4 protein-coding genes are annotated in these 4,834 nt (G+C 65.4%); 3 read left to right on the top strand and 1 reads right to left on the bottom strand.

Translation table 11 applies throughout. The annotated features are described in order from the left end of the window. From boxC to I5M_RS23750, 3 genes are all read left to right on the top strand, one after another. On the top strand, window positions 1–1,643 hold a 1,643-nt coding region (gene boxC / locus I5M_RS23760; protein ID WP_022723675.1), incomplete at its 5' end, for a 2,3-epoxybenzoyl-CoA dihydrolase. Between the two features lie 110 nt (window positions 1,644–1,753). Then, window positions 1,754–3,205, top strand: a complete 1,452-nt coding sequence (gene boxB, locus I5M_RS23755) for a benzoyl-CoA 2,3-epoxidase subunit BoxB (protein ID WP_022723674.1) — start codon at window positions 1,754–1,756, stop codon at window positions 3,203–3,205. 297 nt (window positions 3,206–3,502) lie between these two features. Continuing rightward, window positions 3,503–3,928, top strand: coding sequence for a cupin domain-containing protein (locus tag I5M_RS23750; RefSeq protein WP_022723673.1), 426 nt, complete (start codon window positions 3,503–3,505; stop codon window positions 3,926–3,928). 179 nt (window positions 3,929–4,107) lie between these two features. On the opposite strand, the gene I5M_RS23745 is transcribed toward I5M_RS23750, so the two are convergent. Then, window positions 4,108–4,834 (bottom strand): DUF2865 domain-containing protein (locus I5M_RS23745; RefSeq protein ID WP_022723672.1); only part of this gene is annotated, 727 nt, incomplete at its 5' end.

The following is a 4,834-nucleotide window of genomic DNA, read 5'->3' as shown; positions in this document are numbered from 1 at the left end:
ATTTTCAGACCGAGCCGACGCGCTATCGGCACTGGAAGCTGGCGGTCGACGACGAGGTGGCGACACTCACCATGGACGTCGACGAGAATGGCGGCCTGTTCGAAGGCTATCAGCTCAAGCTGAATTCCTACGACCTCGGGGTCGATATCGAACTCGCCGACGCGATGCAGCGGCTGCGCTTCGAGCATCCGGGCGTGAAGGTGATCGTGCTGCGCTCCGGCAAGAACCGCGTGTTCTGCGCCGGCGCCAACATCCGCATGCTGGCCGGCGCGACGCATGCTCACAAGGTCAATTTCTGCAAATTCACCAACGAGACCCGCAACGGCTTCGAGGACTCCTCCGAGTTCTCCGGCCAGCGCAGCATCGCGGTGATCAACGGCACCGCGGCCGGCGGCGGCTATGAGCTGGCGCTCGCGGCCGATCAGATCATCATGGCGGACGACGGCGCCGCCGCCGTGGCGCTGCCGGAAGTGCCGCTGCTCGCCGTGCTGCCCGGCACCGGCGGGCTGACGCGCGTCGTCGACAAGCGCAAGGTGCGGCGCGATCGCGCCGATTTCTTCTGCACCATCGAGGAAGGCATCAAGGGCAAGCGCGCCGTGCAGTGGCGCCTGGTCGACGAGATCGCGCCGAACAGCAAGCTCGAAAGCAAGATCGCCGATCGTGTGAAGGCTTTGGCCGCCTCGTCGCCGCGCAACGCCAGCGGCAAGGGTATCGAACTCACGCCGCTGACGCGCAGCTTCGATGAGTCCGGCGTGCGCTATCAGTTCGTCAGCGTCGATCTCGACCGCGACGCGCGCATCGCCACCATCTCGATCTCCGGTCCTGACTCAGCGCCGCCGGCCGATGTCGACGGGCTGATCGCGCAGGGCGCCTCCTATTGGCCGCTGCAGGTCGCGCGCGAACTCGACGACGCCATCCTGCATCTGCGCATCAACGAACTCGGCATCGCGATGCTGGTGTTCAAGTCGCACGGCGACAGCGCGCAGGTGCTGGCACACGATGCATTCCTCGACGCCAACAAGGTGCACTGGCTGGTCAATGAGATCCGCCACTACTGGAAGCGTGTGCTGAAGCGCGTCGACGTCACCTCGCGCACGCTGGTGACGCTGGTCGAGCCGGGCTCCTGCTTCGCCGGCACGCTGGCCGAACTCGTGTTCGCCGCCGACCGCTCCTACATGCTGATCGGCACCCGCGAGGGCGACAATCGTCCGGCGCCGACGTTGACGCTGAGCGCAATGAATTTCGGCCCGTATCCGATGAGCCACGGCCTGACGCGATTGCAGTCGCGCTTCCAGGCCGATCCCGACGAACTCAAGCAGGCCGAAGCGAAGATCGGCGAGCCGCTCGATGCGGAAGCTGCCGATGAACTCGGCCTCGTCACCTTCGCGCTCGACGACATCGACTGGGACGACGAGGTCCGCGTGTTCCTCGAGGAGCGCGCGTCGTTCTCGCCCGACAGTCTCACCGGCATGGAAGCCAATCTGCGCTTCGTCGGCCCCGAGACGATGGAGTCAAAAATCTTCTCGCGCCTCACCGCGTGGCAGAACTGGATCTTCCAGCGCCCCAACGCCGTCGGCGAAGACGGCGCCCTGCGCCGCTACGGGACGGGGCAGAAGGCCCAGTACGACATGACGAGGGTTTAAGGGCGAATAGGGAGTAGCGAATAGCGAATAGTTGCTCGGCCGCCAGAGCCTCGCTGTTCACCCCTCCCACTCGCTATTCGCTACTCACTATTCGCTCAAAGGAGCCGCCCATGAACATGAACATCATGAACGTCGACTACTCGACCAAGATCCCCAACAATGTCGACCTCGCCTCCGACCGCCAGGTGCTCAAGGCGCTGGAGGGCTGGCATCCCGGTTACATCGACTGGTGGAACGACATGGGGCCCGAGGGCTTCCAGGAGAAGCTGGTGTATCTGCGCACGGCCTATTCGGTCGATCCGCGCGGCTGGGCCAAGTTCGACTACGTCAAGATGCCGGACTATCGCTGGGGCGTGCTGCTGGCGCCGCAGGAGGAGAACCGCAAGATTCCGTTCGGCGAGCACTACGGCGAGCCGGCCTGGCAGGAAGTCCCCGGCGAATATCGCGCGATGCTGCGCCGGCTGATCGTGATCCAGGGCGACACCGAGCCGGCTTCGGTCGAGCAGCAGCGCCATCTCGGCAAGACTGCGCCGTCGCTGTACGACATGCGCAACCTGTTCCAGGTCAATGTCGAGGAAGGCCGCCATCTGTGGGCGATGGTGTATCTGCTGCAGAAGTATTTCGGCCGCGACGGCCGCGAGGAGGCCGATGATCTGCTGCGCCGCCGCTCCGGCGACGCCGACGCGCCGCGCATGCTCGGCGCGTTCAATGAAGCGACGCCGGACTGGCTGTCGTTCTTCATGTTCACCTACTTCACCGACCGCGACGGCAAGATGCAGCTGCACTCGCTGGCGCAGTCGGGCTTCGATCCGTTGTCGCGCACCTGCCGCTTCATGCTGACCGAAGAAGCGCACCATATGTTCGTCGGCGAGACCGGCATTACCCGCGTCATCCAGCGCACCTGCGACGCGATGCGCGCCGCCGGCATCACCGATCCGACCGACATCGCGAACGTTCGCGCGCTCGGCGTCATCGATCTGCCGACGATCCAGAAGAAGCTCAACCTGCACTACACGCTGTCGCTCGATCTGTTCGGTTCGGAAGTCTCGACCAACGCCGCCAACGCTTTAATTTTCGGCATCAAGGGCCGCTATCACGAGACCCAGATCGACGACGATCACCAGCTCAAGAATTCGACCTATCCGGTGCTGAAGCTGGTCGACGGCGTGATCAAGCGGGTCGACGAGCCGGCGCTGACCGCGCTCAACATGCGGCTGCGCGACGACTACTCGCAGGATTGCGTCAAGGGCCTGCTGCGCTGGAACAAGGTGATCACCACCGCCGGCTACGACTTCAAGCTGACGCTGCCGCACGTCGCCTTCCACCGCGCCATCGGCGAGTTCAAGGACGTGAACGCGACGCCGGAAGGCATCCTGATCGACGCGGGCACCTGGACCAAGCGCAAGGACGACTGGCTGCCGTCGACCGACGACGGCGATTTCATTGCGTCGCTAATGACGCCTGTCAGCGAGCCGGGCGAGTTCGCCTCCTGGATCTCGCCCCCGAAGGTCGGCATCGACAACAAGCCGGGTGACTTCGAGTACGTGAAGATCGAGGATTGATCTTTATCGCCACTTCTTCGTCATTCCGGGGCGCGCCGAAGGCGCGAACCCGGAATCCCGACATTGAAGAGGGATCGTTTCCAAAACTGCGAGATTCCGGGTTCGCGAGCTACGCTCGCGCCCCGGAATGACGAGTGGTGATGCTGTGCAACAGCAGCGAAGCCCGTAGGGCCGCGCTAATTGCCGGCGCCAGGCCGGCGCTTTCCTACGACTACAGCTCTCTTTTCAACCCTAAGACCTTCTGCCAGACTTCTCCCACGCCCGCGCAGACGGGCTTTTCGGGTTGGGAGGGTCTCCATGCTTACACGACGAGGATTTGCCGCTGTCGCAGGCTGTGCGATCTGCAGCATTGCAGGCTTTGCCGCGACTGAAGTCTCCGCTCAAGGCTCGGCGCCGACGACCGCCAATGGCGTTACCCGCAAGATCCTGAGCCGCACCGACGGCCCGGCCGCCGGCTACGAGACCATCATCATGGATGTGACGCTCGATCCCGGCGCCACCGTCGGCCGTCACACCCATCCGGGCATCGAGTCGACCTATGTGATGGAGGGCGAGCTCGAACTGCCGATCGAGGGCCGTCCGACCGTCACGGCCAAAGCCGGCGACGCCTTCCAGGTCCCGCCCGAAACCCCGCACGCCGGCGGCAAAGCATCGCCCGGCAAGACGCGGCTGCTCGTCAACTACATCGTCGAAAAGGGCAAGCCGCTGGCCAAGCCAGCGTAGAGTAGTTCTGCTTCTACGACGATCGCGCCGTCATCCTGAGGTGCCCGCTGGGCCGCGCTTTGCGCGGCGCTGCGGGCCTCGAAGGATGAGCTGCAAGCACTTGGCCGCATCCTTCGAGGCGCGCTACGCGTGCACCTCAGGATGACGACTCATTACTTCAGCGAAGGCGACTAGGCCGATTACTTCGCGCCGACTGGCTTCGGCAGGAAGGTCGGGCCGACCGTACGGATCTGGCTTGGGTCGGTCGCGGGTGCGCCGGGGTCGGGCGTCGACGGGGTGGCCGGGGGCGTCGCCGCGGCGGCCGGCTTGGCGGCGTTCTTGGCCGAGGCGCGCTGCGCCGGCGGCAGCGCCATACGCTTGGCGCTCTCTTCGGTGACGATGATGTCGCCGTGCTCGGCGGCGGACTTGTCGTCGACGCCCTTCAGCGCGTCGGCCCAGTTCTGGCCCGCGGCCTTGCAGGAGCAGGACGGGTTGAATTCCTGGCGATAACGGAACGCCGCCGGCAGCGAGGTGTAGGGCTGGCCGTTGATCGACACCGCCGAGTTGATGTCCTGGCCGGGATTGCGATACGCGTACAACGACGCCTCGGCGGCCGGGCACAGGCTCTTGCAGGTCTTCTCGTCGTCGGCGAAGCGGCTCGGCACCGTGGCGAACGAGATCGGGAAGTAATAGCCGTCGCAGCTGCGCACGCAGACGGTGCGGAAGGTGCCGCCCTCGGCGTTCAAATCAGCAGGCGGCGCACCCGGCGCGGCGCCGGGCGCCCCGCCATTGCCGCCGCCGAACAGATTGTTGAGGAAGCCGCCGCTCTGCTGCGCGGCCGCGGCGTATTGCGGGCCGCAGCTGTTCTGCGCCAGCGCCTGGATCACCGAGCGCCGCTGGTTCTCGCGATCGGCGCCGCCAGGGCCG

It is taken from the genome of Rhodopseudomonas sp. B29 (genome assembly GCF_000333455.1).
Taxonomy (GTDB): domain Bacteria; phylum Pseudomonadota; class Alphaproteobacteria; order Rhizobiales; family Xanthobacteraceae; genus Rhodopseudomonas.
The sequence above is the reverse complement of the archived record's forward strand: the minus strand, read 5'-3'. Positions and strand labels throughout refer to the sequence as shown.